The sequence below is a fragment of the Sinorhizobium sp. CB7 genome (genome assembly GCF_041357635.1).
Classification (GTDB): Bacteria; Pseudomonadota; Alphaproteobacteria; order Rhizobiales; family Rhizobiaceae; genus Rhizobium.
This window is the reverse complement of sequence record NZ_JAULLL010000002.1, coordinates 426,949-443,343: the sequence shown is the minus strand read 5'-3', so window position 1 is coordinate 443,343 and position 16,395 is coordinate 426,949. Positions and strand designations below refer to the sequence as shown.

General features: G+C 59.2%; 17 protein-coding genes. 10 read left to right on the top strand and 7 right to left on the bottom strand.

Annotated elements, in window-relative coordinates; translation table 11 throughout:
• Positions 1 to 6 precede the first annotated feature (6 nt).
• Both purQ and AAE029_RS06235 read left to right on the top strand, forming a co-directional pair.
• Positions 7 to 678, top strand: a complete 672-nt coding sequence (gene purQ, locus AAE029_RS06240) for a phosphoribosylformylglycinamidine synthase subunit PurQ (RefSeq protein WP_371071928.1) — start codon at positions 7 to 9, stop codon at positions 676 to 678.
• 109 nt (positions 679 to 787) lie between these two features.
• On the top strand, positions 788 to 1,189 hold the full coding sequence (locus AAE029_RS06235; RefSeq protein WP_371071927.1) for a hypothetical protein: 402 nt from the start codon (positions 788 to 790) through the stop codon (positions 1,187 to 1,189).
• A gap of 131 nt (positions 1,190 to 1,320) precedes the next feature.
• On the opposite strand, the gene AAE029_RS06230 is transcribed toward AAE029_RS06235, so the two are convergent.
• Positions 1,321 to 1,539 carry a DUF1127 domain-containing protein gene (locus AAE029_RS06230; protein WP_371071926.1) on the bottom strand — a complete coding sequence of 73 codons (219 nt, stop codon included), beginning with the start codon at positions 1,537 to 1,539 and terminating at the stop codon, positions 1,321 to 1,323.
• Between the two features lie 83 nt (positions 1,540 to 1,622).
• On the opposite strand from AAE029_RS06230, the gene AAE029_RS06225 reads away from it, so the two are divergent.
• From AAE029_RS06225 to AAE029_RS06210, 4 genes are all read left to right on the top strand, one after another.
• Positions 1,623 to 3,038 carry a PLP-dependent aminotransferase family protein gene (locus AAE029_RS06225; RefSeq protein WP_371071925.1) on the top strand — a complete coding sequence of 472 codons (1,416 nt, stop codon included), beginning with the start codon at positions 1,623 to 1,625 and terminating at the stop codon, positions 3,036 to 3,038.
• A 145-nt stretch (positions 3,039 to 3,183) separates the two neighbouring features.
• Positions 3,184 to 3,762, top strand: a complete 579-nt coding sequence (locus AAE029_RS06220; RefSeq protein ID WP_371071924.1) for an acyloxyacyl hydrolase — start codon at positions 3,184 to 3,186, stop codon at positions 3,760 to 3,762.
• Positions 3,763 to 3,917: 155 nt separating this feature from the next.
• On the top strand, positions 3,918 to 6,149 hold the full coding sequence (gene purL / locus AAE029_RS06215; RefSeq protein WP_371071923.1) for a phosphoribosylformylglycinamidine synthase subunit PurL: 2,232 nt from the start codon (positions 3,918 to 3,920) through the stop codon (positions 6,147 to 6,149).
• Positions 6,150 to 6,162: 13 nt separating this feature from the next.
• Positions 6,163 to 6,396, top strand: coding sequence for a BolA/IbaG family iron-sulfur metabolism protein (locus AAE029_RS06210; RefSeq protein WP_371071922.1), 234 nt, complete (start codon positions 6,163 to 6,165; stop codon positions 6,394 to 6,396).
• Positions 6,397 to 6,428: 32 nt separating this feature from the next.
• Here AAE029_RS06210 and AAE029_RS06205 read toward each other — a convergent pair whose 3' ends face one another.
• Complete coding sequence (locus AAE029_RS06205) at positions 6,429 to 7,580, bottom strand: hypothetical protein (RefSeq protein WP_371071921.1); 1,152 nt, start codon at positions 7,578 to 7,580, stop codon at positions 6,429 to 6,431.
• Between the two features lie 248 nt (positions 7,581 to 7,828).
• On the opposite strand from AAE029_RS06205, the gene AAE029_RS06200 reads away from it, so the two are divergent.
• The 4 genes from AAE029_RS06200 to AAE029_RS06185 all read left to right on the top strand — a co-directional run bounded on the left by AAE029_RS06200 (position 7,829) and on the right by AAE029_RS06185 (position 11,265).
• Positions 7,829 to 8,059 carry a hypothetical protein gene (locus AAE029_RS06200; protein ID WP_371071920.1) on the top strand — a complete coding sequence of 77 codons (231 nt, stop codon included), beginning with the start codon at positions 7,829 to 7,831 and terminating at the stop codon, positions 8,057 to 8,059.
• A 200-nt stretch (positions 8,060 to 8,259) separates the two neighbouring features.
• On the top strand, positions 8,260 to 8,595 hold the full coding sequence (gene grxD / locus AAE029_RS06195; RefSeq protein ID WP_371071919.1) for a Grx4 family monothiol glutaredoxin: 336 nt from the start codon (positions 8,260 to 8,262) through the stop codon (positions 8,593 to 8,595).
• Positions 8,596 to 8,734: 139 nt separating this feature from the next.
• A complete protein-coding gene (locus tag AAE029_RS06190) occupies positions 8,735 to 9,973 on the top strand; it encodes a multidrug effflux MFS transporter (protein WP_371071918.1) in 1,239 nt (412 codons plus the stop codon).
• 11 nt (positions 9,974 to 9,984) lie between these two features.
• Entirely contained in the window at positions 9,985 to 11,265 is a 1,281-nt protein-coding gene (locus tag AAE029_RS06185; protein ID WP_371071917.1) for a multidrug effflux MFS transporter, read from the top strand.
• Between the two features lie 18 nt (positions 11,266 to 11,283).
• Here the strand turns inward: AAE029_RS06185 and AAE029_RS06180 are convergent, their stop codons facing one another.
• The 5 genes from AAE029_RS06180 to AAE029_RS06160 form a co-directional block, all read right to left on the bottom strand.
• Positions 11,284 to 12,108, bottom strand: a complete 825-nt coding sequence (locus AAE029_RS06180; RefSeq protein WP_371071916.1) for an inositol monophosphatase family protein — start codon at positions 12,106 to 12,108, stop codon at positions 11,284 to 11,286.
• Between the two features lie 24 nt (positions 12,109 to 12,132).
• On the bottom strand, positions 12,133 to 12,960 hold the full coding sequence (locus tag AAE029_RS06175) for an inositol monophosphatase family protein (protein WP_371071915.1): 828 nt from the start codon (positions 12,958 to 12,960) through the stop codon (positions 12,133 to 12,135).
• Positions 12,961 to 12,998: 38 nt separating this feature from the next.
• Entirely contained in the window at positions 12,999 to 13,877 is an 879-nt protein-coding gene (gene ttcA, locus AAE029_RS06170) for a tRNA 2-thiocytidine(32) synthetase TtcA (protein ID WP_371071914.1), read from the bottom strand.
• A 141-nt stretch (positions 13,878 to 14,018) separates the two neighbouring features.
• Positions 14,019 to 14,636 carry a 30S ribosomal protein S4 gene (gene rpsD / locus AAE029_RS06165; RefSeq protein WP_371071913.1) on the bottom strand — a complete coding sequence of 206 codons (618 nt, stop codon included), beginning with the start codon at positions 14,634 to 14,636 and terminating at the stop codon, positions 14,019 to 14,021.
• A 224-nt stretch (positions 14,637 to 14,860) separates the two neighbouring features.
• Positions 14,861 to 16,375: a helicase HerA domain-containing protein gene (locus AAE029_RS06160; RefSeq protein WP_371071912.1), complete on the bottom strand. Its 1,515-nt coding sequence runs from the start codon at positions 16,373 to 16,375 to the stop codon at positions 14,861 to 14,863.
• Between the last annotated feature and the right edge of the window lie 20 nt (positions 16,376 to 16,395).

Below are 16,395 nucleotides of genomic sequence, written 5' to 3'. Positions count from 1 at the left end.
GCCGCCATGAAATCAGCCGTCGTTCAACTTCCGGGCCTTAATCGCGACCGCGACATGATTGCAGCACTTACCAAGATCTCCGGTAAGGCGCCGGTCACCATCTGGCAGACCGAAACGGAGATCCCGGATGTCGACCTGATCGTCATCCCCGGCGGCTTTTCCTACGGCGACTACCTGCGCTGCGGTGCCATTGCCGCCCGCATGCCGGTGATGCGGGCCATCAAAGACAGGGCAGAAAAAGGCGTCAAGGTCCTTGGCGTTTGCAACGGGTTTCAGATTCTTCTCGAGGCAGGCCTTTTGCCGGGCGCGCTGATGCGTAACGCCTCGCTAAGGTTCGTCTGCAAGCAGATCAAGCTGGAAGTCGTCAATGCCGAGACCGATTTCACGCGTGCCTATGAGAAAGGGCAGATCATCCGTTCCCCGGTCGCTCACCACGACGGCAATTACTTCGCCGATGCCGAAACGCTGGCGGCGATCGAGGGCGATGGCCAGGTCGTCTTCCGATATGCGGAGGGGACCAATCCCAACGGCTCCATCAATGACATTGCAGGCGTGATGAATGCTAAGGGCAATGTTCTCGGCCTGATGCCGCATCCGGAAAATCTGATCGAAGCGGCGCATGGCGGCTCCGACGGCCGCGGGATCTTTGCTTCCGCACTCGACGTAATCGCTGCTTAACTTCCGAGGTGTAAGAGGCTCTACATCAAAAAGTTAGAGCGGAATGTTGCCGGAAACCGCGCACACTTTTCGGCATCCCGCTCTGGGTCCTGATCGACGAAAGAGATTGATGCATCTTCACCCTGCCGCCGGAGCCGTCCGTACCTTCTGCCTGCTTGCGCTCATGACGCTTGCGTCATGTCAGTCAGGAACGTCGAGCAGTTCTCCTGAGCGAAGCGCATTGTCCACGATGGAACGCGTCGCCGTGGGCGCCAATTCTTGCTGGTTCAAATCGGGCGATGCCGCTTTCGGGGCCTATCGTCTTGCGCCGGAATTGAATTCCTTCTCCGGTCGTCCACGCATTCTGCTGGTGCACAAGTCCAGTCCCGAAGGTCGCCCCTTGCTGGTGGTCCAGGCCGAAGGCAATCCCGCACGTCTTCAGGCGTTCGGGCCGATGATGGCGGAGCCGGTAGCGGATCGCATTTCTGCCGATGTCACGCGCTGGGCAGCCGGAAGACGGGATTGTCGATAACCTGCATATCTACAGCGCCGTGCGTCTTTTCAGACGTACAAAGGTCGCTGTAGCACTTTGAATTGCTCCATGTTTTCATCCTTAAATCAGTTTTGATTCAAGGAATCATGCAACAGAGCATTAAGAACCGCTCAATCCCAGAAATAAGATTTGCTGACTTCTTTCATCGCTTCGGCGCGGGTCAGCCCAATATCTTTCAGCTGATCATCTGTGAGCTCGCGCAGCGCTCGCCGTCCCTTCCGCTTTTGTGCCCAAAGGCGGAAGGAATTCAACAGACCGTTTGTCCGTTCGGAGCTTGAATCAGCAACAGCTGCGCTAATTGTCTCAATTGTATCGATTGATCGCGACATCTCGCACATTCCTGGTCGTCGTAGGGGCGCAATTGTCTCTTAAACTTGACAGCGAGAACGATGCAATCTATTGAATTGTCACCATGACAAATTGGCTCCCAGACATTTCTCGCGGCAGCGGCCCCATGTATCTGCGTCTTGCCGACAGCATCGAAACGGCAATCGCTAACGGTACGCTTGCTGCAGGCAGCAAGTTGCCGCCGCAGCGTAACCTTGCCTATGACATCGGCGTTACGATCGGGACGGTCGGAAGAGCCTATGCTTTGGTCCACGAGCGGGGCCTCGTCGCCGGAGAGGTCGGACGCGGCACCTATGTGCTCAATCGTACTGATACGCAGCCTTCGCTGCAGCCCGATCCCCTCACCCTGTCATTGGCGGGAACGAGACCAATCGATGCTCCTTCGGACATGATCCGCTTTGACACCACCGCTGCGCCGGACCTGGGACAAGGTGCCGTGATCGGCCGGCTCTTCGCGGATATCAGCCGAGACCACCCGTCCGAAGTCGCCTCCTATTCGCGCAATTTCCCGCAGAAATGGTTCGAGGCGGGGCGGATCTGGCTTTCCCGAAATGGCTGGCAGCCCGAGGTCGAAAATGTTGTCTCGACGCTCGGAGCCCATGCAGCGGCGATCGCGGTCATATCAGCGGTCTCCTCACCGGGTGACAAGATCGTCTTTGAGAATCTGACCTATACCCATGTCAGCCGTAGCGCACGGGTTCTCGGACGCCGGATCATCCTGGCCGATTCGGATGAGCATGGCATGATCCCAGACGAGTTCGAGCGGCTTTGCATGCAGCAGCATCCGCGGCTCGCCTTCCTGATGCCCACCGCGCACAATCCGACGCTTGCGACCATGCCGGAGGATCGAAGGATGGCGATTGCCGCGATCGCCCGCAAGCATGGCGTATGGCTGATCGAGGACGATATCTATGGCGCCATGTCCCAGGATGACGCCCCCCTGCTCGCGTCCCTGGCGCCGGATCGAACATTCCTGGTGGCTGGTCTTTCCAAGGCGGTTGCTGCCGGCGTCCGCGGAGGCTGGATCGCCTGCCCGCCGCATTTTGCCCAGCGCGTGAAGGTGACCCACAAGATGGTTACCGGTGGCCTGCCTTTCATCCTCGCCGAGACCTGCGCAAGGCTCGTGCTGGAGGGGCACGCCCATGAGATACGCAAAAAGAGCGTCAAGGAAGTATCGGCACGCGAGAAACTCGTCCGAGAACACCTCGCCGGATTCGATTTCGTGTCCCATCCGCGTGTTCCGTTCCTATGGCTGAAGCTCCCGGAGCCCTGGATGTCTGGAACCTTCAAGCAGGCTGCTTTCCAGGCCGGTGTGCTCGTCGACGATGAGGACGAGTTCAAGGCGGCCAGGATCGAAAGGGTCTATCATCGCGTTCGCGTGGGGTTTTCCGCGTCGCAATGTCAGGAAGACGTCGCCGATGGCCTTATGATTTTGCGTCGCTTGCTTGAAAGCGGCGTTGCCTACGACGCAGACGTGTAGCGAATTCCTGCCTTGTGTTGCAGTTCGGTGTCATGGGCCCAAAATGCGCTCGGGCCTCTCTAGGCTCTGTTTACGAACCCGCTCAGATGTTACCAGTTCGTTCATGGAGATTGCCAAATGATTCTTGGGTAAGGCGGGAGATTTCATGCCATCGATTGCTTCCCGATTTAGTCACGCAGCATGGTCCTTCGTGCTGGCCGGCACGATTCTAGCCGCTGCCGGACACGGCACGGCCCAGGCCGAGGACAAAATCTTCGATGAGTTGCGCTTTGGCGCCTCCGCTTCCATACAGGGCGGCCATTCACGCGAGGATGGTATCTTTCCCGAGATTTCGGTGTTTTTCGATCCTTTCGGCTACGAAACCGCAGCGGACTGGAAGGAGCGGTTGCTTCGTCCGCGCGTGCAGCTCGGCACGTCGATCGGCACGGCCGGAGAAGCGACACAGTTCTTTACCGGTTTTTCCTGGACGATCGACCTTAGCGAAAGGGTTTTCGTCGAGGCTGGCATTGGCGGCACGATCCACACCGGCAAGCTCCATGACAACGACGATGGTCCCGCACTTGGGTCCCGTGTCCTCTTCCGCGAATATGCGGCGGCCGGTTTGAAACTCGACGATCATTGGCGCGTGATGGCGCAGATAGCCCACTCGTCCGACGCCAATCTCCGCGACGGTCCGAATGACGGCATGACCCGCGCCGGAATTCTCGTGGGTTACAAGTTCTGATCGACTGATTGCTCCTATCGTATGCACACGGGGGTCCGCGGCGCGGCGGCTGTTTGTTGATCCTGGCATTTTCCTGTCGCATGACGGGTACAGTTGCGCTAAAGAGACCCGATCCCCTTATCGGCCCCTTTATCGGCAAGGAATCCCGAGCGCCCATGACACTTTCCAATTCGATTCAGATCACCCCGGAACTCGTTGCTGCGCACGGCCTGAAGCCGGATGAATATCAGCGTATCCTCGATCTGATCGGCCGCGAGCCGACTTTCACCGAGCTCGGCATCTTCTCGGCCATGTGGAACGAGCACTGCTCCTACAAGTCATCCAAGAAATGGCTGCGCACCTTGCCGACCAAGGGGGCGCGCGTGATTCAGGGTCCGGGAGAAAATGCCGGCGTGGTCGACATCGATGATGGCGACTGTGTCGTCTTCAAGATGGAAAGCCATAACCACCCATCCTATATCGAGCCCTATCAAGGGGCAGCCACCGGCGTCGGCGGCATCCTGCGCGATGTCTTCACCATGGGTGCACGTCCGATCGCGGCAATGAACGCGCTCCGTTTCGGTGAGCCGGATCATCCGAAGACCCGCCATCTCGTTTCCGGGGTTGTTGCTGGGGTCGGCGGCTACGGCAATTCATTCGGTGTACCGACGGTCGGCGGAGAGGTCGAATTCGATCCCCGCTACAATGGCAACATTCTCGTCAATGCCTTCGCGGCCGGGCTCGCCAAATCCAATGCCATCTTCTATTCGAAAGCCGAAGGCGTGGGCCTGCCGGTCGTCTATCTCGGCGCCAAGACGGGCCGCGATGGTGTCGGTGGCGCGACGATGGCGTCCGCCGAATTCGACGAGTCGATCGAGGAAAAGCGCCCGACCGTGCAGGTTGGCGATCCCTTCACCGAAAAATGCCTGCTCGAAGCCTGCCTCGAACTGATGCAGACCGGCGCCGTCATCGCAATCCAGGACATGGGTGCCGCCGGCCTCACCTGCTCGGCAGTGGAAATGGGCGCCAAGGGCGACCTCGGCATCGAGCTTGATCTCGACAAGGTGCCGGTCCGCGAAGAGATGATGACAGCCTATGAGATGATGCTGTCCGAAAGCCAGGAGCGCATGCTCATGGTGCTGAGGCCCGAAAAGGAAGAGGAAGCCAAAGCGATCTTCGTCAAATGGGGCCTCGATTTTGCGATCGTCGGCAGGACGACGGACGATCTGCGTTTCCGTGTTCTTCATCAGGGTGAAGAAGTCGCCAACCTTCCAATCAAGGATCTCGGCGATCAGGCCCCTGAATATGACCGTCCCTGGCGCGAGTCGGACAAGCGTGCGCCGCTGCCCGCCAGCCTAGTCGCTGCTCCCGAGGATTACGGCCAGGCTCTGCTAACGCTCGTCGGCTCGGCCAACCAATCCAGCCGCCGCTGGGTCTACGAGCAATACGACACGCTGATCCAGGGCAATTCACTGCAACTTCCGGGTGGCGATGCCGGTGTCGTTCGTGTCGACGGTCATCCGTCCAAGGCGCTCGCCTTCTCCTCGGATGTCACGCCGCGCTATGTCGAAGCGGATCCATTCGAGGGTGGCAAGCAGGCGGTGGCCGAATGCTGGCGCAACATCACCGCGAGCGGTGCAGAACCATTGGCGGCAACCGACAACCTGAACTTCGGCAATCCGGAAAAGCCGGAAATCATGGGCCAGTTCGTCAATGCGGTGCGCGGCATTGGAGAAGCCTGCCAGGCCCTCGATTTCCCGATCGTCTCTGGCAACGTCTCGCTTTACAACGAAACCAACGGGATCGCGATCCTGCCGACGCCAACGATCGCCGGTGTCGGCCTGCTGCCGGATTGGACGAAGATGACGCGTATCGGTTCGGCATCCTATGGCGACCACGTCATCATGATCGGCCTCGATGGCAGTCATCTCGGCTCTTCGATCTATCTGCGCGACATCGTCGGAAGCACGGATGGCCCTGCCCCGGAAGTCGATCTCTTTGCGGAACGCCGAAACGGTGATTTCGTCCGCTCTGCCATCCGCAATGGTCAGGTCACAGCCTGCCACGATATCTCATCCGGTGGTCTGGCTCTGGCCCTGGCCGAGATAGTCATAGCGTCAGGTAAGGGTCTCCGTATCAGTCTCGGCGAGTGCAAGGGAGCGGCCCATGCGCTCCTGTTCGGCGAAGACCAGGCGCGCTATGTCCTGGCCGTGCCGGAGGACGTGGCGAATTTCCTTTGCGCCAATGCTGAAGGAGCCGGAGTGCCCTTCCGCCGTCTCGGCGTGGTCGGTGGCGATGCGCTCGTCATCGATGATCTTCTCTCGCTTCCGATTCAACAATTGCGTGACGCCCATGAATCGTGGTTCCCTGATTTCATGGAAGGCGAGACCACACTCGCTGCGGAATGAGGAGTAGACTGCGATGCCCATGAGGCCTGGCGATATCGAAGACATGATCAAGGCCGCGATACCCGGCGCCAAAGTTACGATCCGCGATCTGGCAGGTGACGGCGATCACTACGCTGCGGAAGTGGTCGCGGAAGCATTCCGGGGCAAGAGCCGTGTGCAGCAACACCAGATGGTCTATGAAGCCCTGAAGGGCAATATGGGCGGCATTCTACACGCGCTTGCACTGCAGACGTCCGCTCCGGATTGATGATCGGCTAAAATGCGAACTGATATGCCCGGTCAAAGACTGGGCATATTTGCGGACGAGAACTTGGCGAAGGAAGCCGCCGGCAACGGACCGGCCGTCAGGAGCGTGAAATCGAACGGTGCGCGCAGGTCCGGTCCCAGCACATACTGGCGGTGAACCCGCAGGAAATCCCTCTTGATCTTGCGATAGCGTTCCGAAGCCAGCATATGCCGGATGCGGATGAAAACGATATTCGCCTGCGGCGCGTCCGCATGTCCGGCCAGCCTCACCACGGGTGCCTTGTAGAAATGGATGGCGTCCGTCAGACAATGGACATCCAGCCAGAAGATCTCCTTGCACCTGGCGATAAGCCCCACCCGCGAGCGCAGAACCGCTGCGGGACGTAGCAGCGCACATTGCAGAATAGCGCCGCCGAGAGTGGCGAAGACCACCCGCTTGCCGTTGAGAAGCTTCGGTTCTCGCTCCATCAGCATGCCGATGACATGCGCGGCAACGTTCGATCCCATGCTGTGCGAGGAAATGACATATTCCTCCGCCTCTTCGGCAAATGCCGCGCGCGCGGCCTCCGTACAGCGCTCGAGCCATTGATTGAAATGCGCCCTGTCCATTCGGGCAAATGCGACGGCCAGTTCCCAGTCCGCAAAAAGATGTAGCGTATGAAGACGCTCGGCAAGCGGCAGAAAAATGAGAGCGAAGAAGGCAATCGCAACCGGAATGCTCCAGAGAAAATGCCAGGCGGAAAGTCCGAGACCGTAAGGCAGCATCGCCATGGACAGGCTGATGAGAAGACCCACCGCCATCAACAGGAAGGGAAATATGAAGAACAGCCCAAAGCGCCAGGCATGACGGAAATAGCCCGCCATACCGCCATCCAGTGCCACGCGCGCCGCATTCAGATATCCATGCACGAGCCTAAGGACGAAGTTCTTGTTCCGTAACGCTCTAACGAGGTCGTCGTGATCGAGGATGTGAATGCTGCTCTGCGTCCTCCAGCCTGCGCCTTGTGCGTCGACAATGAAGGAGCGGACTCCGCTTGTTTCCGCCAGCTCCCCGGTGGAGATGTTATAATTCCAGACGGCAGCACTCTGCTTTGCCGAACGCTCATACCGTGCTCTGTGTGCTTGCGCATCGAGGGGTTCGAAGCCTGGAAAATGCAGGACGACCCTCTTCGTAATTTGATTCATCTATATCTTTCGCGGGAGCGTTCGCCCCCCAAATATTTCTAACCGGCGCAACGTTTCCGATGGCACGACAGGCCGGAAAAACATCTCGCAATTTCAACGCACGCTTGCTAACTGAACCGCCGCGGAATTCAATAGGGAGTGCAGGCGTTTCTCACCTCTGCAGCGCCGTGCGTCTTTTCAGGCGCACAAGGGTCGCCGTAGCACGTTTGAATTTTGCCAGCGCGATAAAGGCGGTTTTCGGAGGGGCAATGACCGATCTTGTCAAGGAACTGGTAAGCGGGGTTGTCGAGAGCGTTCTGAAGGAGATTCTCAAAAAGACAACCGGACGGACGACGACGAAACGCAAGAGACGGCAATCGCGTTCAACGACGACTGGCCGCTTAACGCAGAAGTCCGCTTCTTCCACGCGAAAGCCGGCCAGGAAGCAGACCAGCCGCCGGCGCACGGCCGCAAGCCGCAGCAAGCAGCGCACGCAGTAGCTTTCTCTCGCGAGAAGCGGGATTAAGTCGATTACTCTTGGTTGCTTCTGACAACCGTAACGATAGCGCAACAGCGTCATTCTTGCGCAGGGTTTCGCCGTTCTTTTTTGTTTTCGGCGCTGGAATTCCGGCTGTCACATGCTATCTAAGATGAACGATTGAACTGCGGGCCTTGAACCTGCATGTGAAAGGAAGATTTCATGAGCGGAATTCACGATTTCATCGACAACGAAGTCAAGAGCAACGACGTCGTTCTCTTCATGAAGGGCACGCCGCAGTTCCCGCAATGTGGGTTCTCCGGGCAGGTCGTCCAAATCCTCGACTACATTGGCGTCGACTATAAGGGCATTGACGTGCTTGCCGATCCGGAAATCCGCCAGGGCATCAAGGATTATTCGAACTGGCCGACGATTCCTCAGCTCTATGTAAAGGGCGAATTCATCGGCGGCTGTGATATCGTGCGCGAGATGTTCCAGGCGGGCGAATTGCAGCAGCACTTCCAGGAAAACGGCGTCACCGTTCGCGGCGCCGCCTGACCGGTCACCGGGCGCGCCTGCCCGGTTTCCAAAGTGATTTTTGCTATCAAGGCGCCACTGCGCAGGTGGCGCCTTGGATATTTTTGGGATCAATACTGTGACAAATCCTTCACAAACCGCGTCTGCTGGGCAGTTGCCCATGGGCAGGTTGGAATTCATTGCGCTTGCGGCTCTGTTGATGGCCGTGAACTCGCTTGCGATTGATATCATGCTGCCTGCCTTGCAGCAGATCGGCGAAAGCCTCGGCGTCGACAACGAGAATCATCGGCAGTATGTGGTCTCCGCCTATCTACTGGGCTTCGGTGGGGCTCAGCTCTTCTATGGTCCGCTGTCTGACCGCTTCGGTCGTCGTCTCCCGCTCCTGATCGGTCTCGTGGTCTATGTCGTCTCGGCTTTCGGCATTGCTCTTGTTCCGTCTTTCGCCGGTCTCCTCCTGTTGCGTTTCATTCAGGGGCTAGGTTCGGCCGCAACCCGTGTCATCACGATTTCGATCGTCCGCGACATCTATGGCGGTCGCCAGATGGCTGAAGTCATGTCGCTCATCATGATGGTGTTCATGATCGTGCCGGTCATCGCACCGGGAACCGGCCAGATCGTCATGCTCGTCAGCACCTGGCACATGATCTTCGTCTTCATCGGCACGATGGCAACGGCAGTCGGCATTTGGATGTATCTTCGCATGCCGGAAACCCTTCATCCCGAAAATGTCAGGCCCTTCACCGTGAAAGCCGTGCTTTCAGGTTTCGGCATCTTCTTCACGAACAGGATTGCCCTCTGTTACACGATCGCCAACACCTTTCTTTTTGGCGCTCTCTTCGGTTTCATTAATTCCGCCCAGCAGATCTATGTCGGGATTTACAAGCTCGGCGTTTATTCGCCGCTCGCCTTTGCGGGTGTCGCGCTGTTCATGGCCTTTTCCTCTTTCGCCAACTCTCAGCTCGTCGGCCGCTTCGGCATGCGACGCCTCTCGCACGGATCGTTGATTGGCTTTTCCACGCTCAGCTTCATCTGGCTTCTGGCCGAGATATACGGCCCCTCGCCCATGCCCTTCCCGCTTTTCATGGCCTTCTTCGCGCTGGTGATGTTCCAATTTGGCTGGATTGGTTCAAACTTCAATGCGCTCGCCATGGAGCCGCTCGGCCATGTCGCGGGGACCGCTTCCTCTGTTATCGGCTTCATGAGTACGGTTGGCGGCGCCCTGATCGGCGCCGGCATCGGCCAGGCCTTCGACGGCACCGCGACGCCAATGGTTGCCGGCTACTTCATCGTTTCGCTGATCGGTCTGGTTTTCGTGCTGATTGCCGAACGCGGCCGGCTTTTCCGTCCACAGAATGCGCCGATTTCAGGCGACGATTCGCTCGCCAGTTTCAACCACTGACAGGCCTCAAGATGAATCCGACGCAGTTGCAGAAGAAAGAACTCCAGGGCTCGGCCCGCATTGGCCTCGGTCTGTTCGAATTCATTGTGACCATCGCCATCATGACCGCGAGTGTCGCCATGGCCATCGACATCATGGTTCCCGCCCTTCCGAACATCGGCCATTCGCTGGGAGTAAGAAACAGCAATGACGCGCAGCTCGTCATCGGTGTGTTCTTTCTCGGCTTTGGACTGTCGCAGATCGTCTTCGGCAGCCTGTCGGATGCGTTCGGCCGCAAGAAGATCGTGCTCGGCGGCTTTGCATGTTACACGCTGGCGATGTTTGCCGCCTCAGTCACGGCCAGCTTCGAGATGCTGCTTGTCATGCGCTTCATCCAGGGCATAGGCGCAGCCGCGGTGCGTATCACCACTATGGCGGTCGTGCGCGACTGTTTCGGCGGCCGCGAGATGGCGCGCGTCATGTCCTATGTCATGATCGTCTTCATGATCGTGCCGATCGTCGCACCGTCCGTCGGGCAGCTGATCGTCCATTATGCCAACTGGCACTGGATCTTCATTCTGCTCGGCATCGTCGGCTCGCTGCTCTTTCTCTGGGCCCTCACCCGCCTGAAGGAATCATTACCGGAAGAGGAGCGTGTGCCACTTTCCGTGCACTCGGTGCTCTCCGGCTTCGGCACGGTCCTGACGAACCGCATCACCTGCGGCTACATGATCGGGCTCACGCTTTTCACCGGCATCATCTGTGCCTATGTGGTCTCGGTGCAGCAGGTGTTCGGCGAGGTCTATGGATTGGGCGACCGGCTGCCGCTCGCTTTCGCCGCAACGGCGGCCGGTATCGCCGTTGCCAATTTCGCCAACAGCTATTTCGTCCGTAAATTCGGCATGCGCCGTATCTCGCATGGGGCGATGATCATCTTCACAGTTCTGTCGACGGTGGGTTATTCCGTGGCCCTCGGCGGTACGCCGCCTTTCGCCACCGCTTACATTCTCTTCACGATCCTTCTGATGATGTTTGCGCTGATTGCGACGAATTTTACCGCGATCGCTCTCGAGCCGATGGGCCATCTCGCCGGAACCGCGACAGCCGTCAGCGGCTTCGTCTCCACCACCGGGGGAGCCTTGCTGGGTGGCGCCATCGGTCAGATGTTCAACGGCACGATTCAGCCGATACTTGGCGGCTTCGCCCTCTTCGGCGCCCTGACGATCCTTTCGACCCTCTGGGCGGAAAAAGGCAGGCTCTTCACGCATCCTGGAGACAGCCCGCAACTCGATGCGGGCGCTGGTCATCTCTAAAGGAAGTTTTCACGGTGTTCAGACCGTGAAGACCTCCCGTCGCAGCAATTCCCAGGACGCCTTATCCGGCGCAATCAGCAGCCCGCCGTCCACGTGATGCGGCAAATAAGGCGTGCCATTGAAGCGGGCGGCATAGGCGCCCGCCTCCTGTGAAATCAATGTTCCTGCAAGATGGTCCCACGGCATAAGCTTGTTGTACATGAGATAGTGGACATGGCCGCCGGCAAAGACCCGGTATTCATGTGCGGCGCAGCGATAGTTGGTGAGGAAGCGCACCTTGGCGAGATTTGCCAGAATCTCGGCCCGCTTCTCCTTCGGGAGATAGCCGGTAGAGGCCATGCCGACCATCTGATCCAGCGGAACCGGCGCGGCGACCCGCAGACGTTCCGCCTCGCCGGTCGGCCGTCTCAGCCAGGCTCCGCCGCCCTTTTCGGCAATCACCCAGTCGTCGCCCATCGGATCGAAGATGATGCCGGCCACCGTTTCGCCTGCGACGACCACAGAACCCATGACACCGAAGGCGGGAATGCCGGAAGCGAAATTGAATGTGCCGTCGACAGGATCGACGATGATCGCGAGACCGGCGCTTCCGAGCTTGCCGAGCCGCGTCGGATCCGCAGCGACCGACTCCTCGCCGATGAAGAGCGCATCCGGCCAGCGCGCCGCCACTTCGGCGCTGATCAGCTGCTCAGCCTTCTCGTCCGCCTCCGTCACAAGATCGGTTGCTTCGGTCTTGGCGCGAACATCTGAGCTGCCCAGCCGTCGGAAGCGCGGCAGAATCTCCGCCTTTGCGGCGTGACGCAGCAGATCGGCCAGGGCCTGAACGTCAATCTTCGATACCATCCTCGATCCTTCTCTACTCTTCGTTCAGAGCCCGACAATCTCGCGGGCGATCATTTTCCAGCTCTCCCGGTCGGGCGCGGAGATGATACCGCCGGAGGTCTCACCAGGAAGATAGGGCGTTCCGTCGAATTTCGCCGTATAGCCGCCGGCTTCATGATGCGCGAGCACGCCAGCCAGGTGGTCCCATGGCATCTGCTTCTCATGACCGATGAAATGCAGCCGCCCGCTCGAGACCATCCAATATTCGTAGGCAGAGCAGTTCATCGAAACGGCCATCTTCGCCTTCGCCATGTTTCCGGCCACGAGCGGGCGGGCCGGAGGCGACATGTGGGGCCAGGAGAATGTCCCGACCATGGCGTTGAGTTCCGTCGGCACGGCGACCGCAAGCCGCGTAGTCTGGCCGTTCCTGCGATTGAGAAACGCACCCGCGCCCCTTGCCGCCACGATCGTGTCTCCAAGGATGGGGTCGTGAATAATACCGGCCACGGTCTCGCCCTTGACCGTCACGGCAAGGATTGTGCCGAAGACCGGAAGACCGGCCGCAAAATTGAATGTGCCGTCGACCGGATCGATCACAAAGGCAAGGTCGGCATTGGCAAGCGCCGGCACGACCGACCTGTCGGTCTCGTAGGATTCCTCGCCGACGATCAGAGCGGACGGAAATCTCTGCTTCAATGCCGCCGTGATGTGCTTTTCCGCCAGAAGATCGGCCTCGGTAACGAGGTCGATGGATGAGGTCTTCTCGGAAATGTCGCCGGTGCGGAGATTGCGGAAGCGCGGCATGATTTCGGCAGCCGCAGCGTCAGTGACGGCGGCCACGAGGAATTCGAGGTCTTGATCGGAGATTTTCATGGACGGTTTTCGTTTCGAAGAGGAGGAGAAAGATCCTCTTATGTCCGATTCTGTGACGGATCGGTGACGGCGAGCGCGGAAAAATCAAACAGCTTCGGATCAAACAGGTGAGATGCGTTCACATGGGCCAATGCTCTCAGCATCGTATCCTTGCGCCCCGGCATGCGCCGTTCGATATCAGCCAACATATCCTTCATTGCATTGCGCTGCAGGCCGTCCTGAGAGCCGCAAAGATCGCATGGAATAATGGGGAACCGCATGGCGGTGGCGAATTTCGCCAGATCATCTTCGGCGCAATAGGCGAGCGGACGCAGCACCATGAGGTCGCCCTCGTCGTTCAGAAGCTTTGCAGGCATGGAGGCGAGACGTCCGCCATGGAAGAAGTTCATGAAGAAGGTTTCGAGAATATCCTCACGATGGTGGCCGAGCACCAGCGCATCACAGCCTTCCTCACGGGCAATTCGATAGAGATTGCCGCGGCGCAGACGCGAACAGAGCGAGCAATAGGTTGCACCGTCCGGCACCTTCTCCTTCACGATCGAATAGGTGTCGCGATATTCGATGCGGTGCGCCACTCCGATTGAGGTCAGGTATTCCGGCAGCACGTGCTTGGGGAAATTCGGTTGGCCTTGGTCGAGGTTGCAGGCGATGAGCTCCACCGGCAGCAGGCCGCGCCATTTGAGATCCAGCAGAATGGCGAGCAGTCCGTAGGAATCCTTGCCTCCGGAAAGGCCGATCAGCCAGCGCTTCTGGCCGTTGAGCATCTGGAAGTCGTCGATTGCCTGGCGCACCTGCCGCAGCAGCCGTTTGCGCAGCTTGTTGAAGGAGACGGTATGCGGCGTATCGGCAAAGAGAGCGTGGCCTGTGCCGCCTTCGTCATCCATGTCGTCATCGGCTATCGTCGCTGCAATATTCATCCCATTGTTCCGTTAGGTGCCTGGACCTCGTTTTCCCATAGCAGAAATGCCCGGAGCACAACACCACGTCGTTGCCCTCCCCGGACAACAAAAAGCCGCCCCGAAGAGCGGCTTTCCATCTGCGAAAACGTATCGCGTTTATTAACGCGAGTAGAATTCGACGACCAGATGCGGTTCCATGACGACCGGATACGGAACGTCCGTCAGAGCCGGGACGCGTGCGTAGGTCGCGACCATCTTGTTGTGGTCGGCTTCGATGTAGTCAGGAACGTCACGCTCAGCGAGACCGACCGATTCCAGAACGGAAACGAGTTCCTTGGACTTCTGACGTACTTCGATGACGTCGCCCGGCTTGCAACGGTAGGAGCCGATGTTGACGCGGACGCCGTTCACGGTCACGTGGCCATGGTTGACGAACTGACGGGCGGCAAAGACCGTCGGTACGAACTTAGCGCGATAGACGATCGCGTCCAGACGCGATTCCAGGAGGCCGATCAGCTTTTCAGCCGTGTTGCCCTTGATGCGGTTTGCTTCGTCGTAAATCGCACGGAACTGCTTCTCGCGGATGTCACCGTAGTAGCCCTTGAGCTTCTGCTTGGCGCGCAGCTGCACACCGAAATCCGAAAGCTTGCCCTTGCGGCGCTGGCCGTGCTGGCCCGGGCCATATTCGCGACGGTTCACCGGGGACTTCGGACGGCCCCAAATGTTTTCGCCCATACGGCGGTCAATCTTGTACTTGGACGATTCGCGCTTGCTCATCGTATTTCCTTTTCAAAGTGTTATGTCGGTTTGTTACCAAACCGCGCGAAGGAAACACGCCCTCCTTTGACCTCTTTTCGGAGGTCCGACAGGATTTTCCACGTTACGCGAACAGGGAGAACCCACGGGACATGTCAAATGAAACACCGGACATTGCTGCCCGGTGCTGGCCGCGTCTTTAGCAGAAGTCATAAAAATGTCAACAGCGGGAATCGCTTTGGGTCCTATTCCGCGGCTTGCTGTGCACCGTCTCCGTCCGGCGCATTGGCGTCGCCCGGCGCGGTTTGGCAGTTCATGTCCGGGAAGGCGACGATGCGCTTGCCGGAAAAGTCGGTGTGCACCACGATGGTACCCTGCTCCTCGAAATAGCCGAGCAGGCGGCGGGCGCGACGGGCTGAATGCGTGCCGTAGGCGCGCGCGATGCGCGCATCCGAAGGGCACGGCTCGCCGCAGACAGCGCTCTTGGCCAGCATGAGGAAGACGCCCTGGAGATCGTCGGTGACTGTCGATGAGAGAGAGAGTGCCGTTGCCCAGGCCTCCGTCTCAGCGGTAGCGGCATCGACGCCCGAGCGGGAGATTGCGACACGGCGGCGGAACTCCGGCAGCGAGATCGGCGGACCCGGTACGCGGCGCATGCGCAGCCGTACGAGGAATTCCTGATAGAGGACGGAATCGGTGCGGAAGGCGGAGGCTGGATCGTCGAGTATTTCGGCAAGCACGGTCACAAGTCGTTCCTCGCGCTCCTCGACGGAAAGCTCCGGCTGACTGGCGCGTGCTTCGACAGGCGCCGGCGCAGCCGCGGGGGTCGAGCGGGAAAGTTCAGCGAGGATGTCCGTCGTCGGTCTCGGGGCCGGTGGCGCACGGCGCACGATCGGCCGCTGGAATTCCTCGGGGTCCGGCGTGAAGATCAGGTCTTCGACATCCTGCGGCGCGTCCGGCAGCGGCATCAATTTCGGGCTGGAGGAGCGCGCCGAAGTTTCCACCGTACCGATGGCGATCGGCAGCGGACGTCGCGAGAGCGCCGGGCCGAGAGCGACGAAATTACCGCGCTTCAGATCGCGAAACATCTCCGCCTGCCGCCGATCCATGCCGAGCAGATCGGCGGCGCGCGCCATGTCGATATCGAGAAAGGTGCGCCCCATCAGGAAGTTCGAGGCTTCGGCCGCCACGTTCTTGGCAAGCTTGGCAAGACGCTGCGTGGCGATGACCCCGGCAAGCCCGCGTTTACGCCCGCGGCACATCAGGTTCGTCATGGCGCCGAGCGACATTTTTCGCGCATCCTCGGAGACATCGCCGCCGACGGAAGGCGCAAACATCTGAGCCTCGTCCACCACGACGAGCACTGGATACCAATATTCGCGGTCGGCGTCGAACATGCCGTTCAGGAAGGCTGCGGCAGCGCGCATCTGCTGCTCGATATCAAGTCCTTCCAGTGTCAGGACACACGAGACGCGGTGCTGTCGGATACGATTGGCGATGCCGGCAAGCTCGGCCTCCGTGCGTTCGCCATCCACCACCACATGGCCGAATTTGTCGGAAAGCGTGACGAAATCACCTTCGGGATCGATAATAACCTGCTGCACCCATTGCGCCGATTGCTCGAGAAGACGGCGCAACAGATGGGATTTCCCGGAGCCGGAATTGCCCTGAACGAGCAGACGGGTCGCCAGCAGTTCCTCGATATCGAGCGTGGCCGGCGTGCCCCCGGACGCTGTTCCCATATCGATTCCAACCTGCAATTTGCGACCTCGTTCAAGAC

What these genes read in the sequence shown, in the direction of transcription:
- AAE029_RS06175 (WP_371071915.1), bottom strand. Translation starts at nt 12,960, where the DNA reads ATGAAAATCTCCGATCAAGACCTCGAATTCCTCGTGGCCGCCGTCACT.
- AAE029_RS06230 (WP_371071926.1), bottom strand. Translation starts at nt 1,539, where the DNA reads ATGTCGCGATCAATCGATACAATTGAGACAATTAGCGCAGCTGTTGCT.
- ttcA (WP_371071914.1), bottom strand. Translation starts at nt 13,877, where the DNA reads ATGAATATTGCAGCGACGATAGCCGATGACGACATGGATGACGAAGGC.
- rpsD (WP_371071913.1), bottom strand. Translation starts at nt 14,636, where the DNA reads ATGAGCAAGCGCGAATCGTCCAAGTACAAGATTGACCGCCGTATGGGC.
- AAE029_RS06220 (WP_371071924.1), top strand. Translation starts at nt 3,184, where the DNA reads ATGCCATCGATTGCTTCCCGATTTAGTCACGCAGCATGGTCCTTCGTG.
- purL (WP_371071923.1), top strand. Translation starts at nt 3,918, where the DNA reads ATGACACTTTCCAATTCGATTCAGATCACCCCGGAACTCGTTGCTGCG.
- AAE029_RS06225 (WP_371071925.1), top strand. Translation starts at nt 1,623, where the DNA reads ATGACAAATTGGCTCCCAGACATTTCTCGCGGCAGCGGCCCCATGTAT.
- AAE029_RS06235 (WP_371071927.1), top strand. Translation starts at nt 788, where the DNA reads ATGCATCTTCACCCTGCCGCCGGAGCCGTCCGTACCTTCTGCCTGCTT.
- AAE029_RS06200 (WP_371071920.1), top strand. Translation starts at nt 7,829, where the DNA reads ATGACCGATCTTGTCAAGGAACTGGTAAGCGGGGTTGTCGAGAGCGTT.
- AAE029_RS06190 (WP_371071918.1), top strand. Translation starts at nt 8,735, where the DNA reads ATGGGCAGGTTGGAATTCATTGCGCTTGCGGCTCTGTTGATGGCCGTG.
- AAE029_RS06185 (WP_371071917.1), top strand. Translation starts at nt 9,985, where the DNA reads ATGAATCCGACGCAGTTGCAGAAGAAAGAACTCCAGGGCTCGGCCCGC.
- AAE029_RS06210 (WP_371071922.1), top strand. Translation starts at nt 6,163, where the DNA reads ATGCCCATGAGGCCTGGCGATATCGAAGACATGATCAAGGCCGCGATA.
- AAE029_RS06205 (WP_371071921.1), bottom strand. Translation starts at nt 7,580, where the DNA reads ATGAATCAAATTACGAAGAGGGTCGTCCTGCATTTTCCAGGCTTCGAA.
- purQ (WP_371071928.1), top strand. Translation starts at nt 7, where the DNA reads ATGAAATCAGCCGTCGTTCAACTTCCGGGCCTTAATCGCGACCGCGAC.
- AAE029_RS06180 (WP_371071916.1), bottom strand. Translation starts at nt 12,108, where the DNA reads ATGGTATCGAAGATTGACGTTCAGGCCCTGGCCGATCTGCTGCGTCAC.
- grxD (WP_371071919.1), top strand. Translation starts at nt 8,260, where the DNA reads ATGAGCGGAATTCACGATTTCATCGACAACGAAGTCAAGAGCAACGAC.